A 1,442-nucleotide genomic window follows, 5' to 3' on the forward strand; every position below is an offset into this window, starting at 1 on the left:
GGCTTCAAAGTTGAGCGGTGCGGAGGTGCCCGCCGGCGGTTTCCCCTTGGCGCTGGCGGCCCAGCAGGGCGGGCTCGCCGGTGATGAGGGCGGCCGGGTCCGAGACCAGGGCGTCGAGGGCGGTTTCCAGCCGGGCGAGCAGTTCGCCCTGGGAAAGGGGCCACATGGTCGCGACGTGGGCGCGTACCTGCCCGCGATGCGCCCACCGGTTCGTGTCCCGCGACATCACCGCCCTCTGACCCGAAACCGCAGGTAGCGGCCGACGGTGGTGTAGTTGTGCTCGCCGTCGGCCGGTGAGCTGCGTGATCGGGGTGGGGGGCACGGGTGGCACCCGGCTGTCGTGCCGGGTGGACGGCTTTCCAGGGCAATTCGGCGTGGTTCGGGCCAGGTCGGGACGATGGGTCAGGAAGCCAGGGGAGGTCGGGCGGCGCGGATCCTCGCCAGGGCGGTGGCGATCAACGCGCTGGCCGTGGGTGCGAAGTGCAGTTCGTGGCGGCGGGCGGTGGTGGTCAGCCGGGCGGCGCGGGCAATCAGCAGGCGGCGCACGGTGGCCATGCGGCGGCGGGCCGAGCCGATGGGGACGGGCATCTGCAGCCAGGCGGCCAGGTTGTAGGCCAACAGGGCGCCCCACATCCACATGGCGTTGACCGGGTGGGATGCCGACGGCAGGTGATTGAGGCCGGCGCCGTGGGCGGTGTCGCGGAACAGCTCCTCGACCTTGGTGCGGCGGCGGAACTCCCACTCCGCCTGTGCGATCTCCTCGTCCAGGTCCAGGTCCTGGTTGGTGGCGATGAACGAGTAGGCGTATGCGGTGTCGGCGATCCCGTCCAGGACCAGGGCGAGCTGATCCTTGCCGACGGTGCGCGAGCGACGCGAGCGCGGGTCGGCCGACAGCTCGGCGGCGTCGTAGCGCACCCGCCGGGCGAGTATCCGGGTGCCCTGGGGCCAGCCCGTCGGCACGTAGTCCAGCAGTGCGACCTGCGCTTGCGGGTAGTCGACCGCGTCGATCCAATCGTCCTCGTCGACCCTGGCAACGGCCCGCCACAACGGCTTGCTGCGCGGCACCCCGAGCCGGAACAGTGCCTGGCGGGCCACGATCTTCTCGGCGACCTTGCCCGCGTAGTAGCCGGAATCGCCCTGGAACAGGACCGGACCGCTGGCCCCGGCAGCGCGCACGGCGTCCACCGCCCGGTCGATCTGTGCTGGAGCGTGGGTGCGGCCGTCCGAGCGGCCGTCGAGCAGATCCGCGACCAGCACCACCCCGGCCTGGGCCCAGTGCGCGGCGTGCACCCGCCCCGCTATCTCGCCCTTGTAGGAGCGGACCACCTGGTCCTTGCGGGTGGAGAACACTTCGATGTCCTTCGCGTCCAGGTCGATGGTGACCGGCCCGAACACAGCCTTCGCTCGCTCGGTGACCGGCAGCGCGGCCAGCGCCCGCGCGG

General features: G+C 72.1%; 2 protein-coding genes. Both read right to left on the bottom strand.

Annotation, left to right across the window (positions count from 1 at the left end):
* Window positions 1-4: 4 nt before the first annotated feature.
* Complete coding sequence (locus AC3ET4_RS30750) at window positions 5-166, bottom strand: hypothetical protein (protein ID WP_431955244.1); 162 nt, start codon at window positions 164-166, stop codon at window positions 5-7.
* 236 nt (window positions 167-402) lie between these two features.
* A partial coding sequence (locus tag AC3ET4_RS30755) for a transposase (RefSeq protein ID WP_431955246.1) occupies window positions 403-1,442 on the bottom strand: 1,040 nt, incomplete at its 5' end.

This window comes from Actinacidiphila sp. bgisy167 (assembly GCF_057707665.1).

Coding starts and splice junctions, on each gene's coding strand:
- AC3ET4_RS30750 (WP_431955244.1), bottom strand. CDS start 166: ATGTGGCCCCTTTCCCAGGGCGAACTGCTCGCCCGGCTGGAAACCGCC.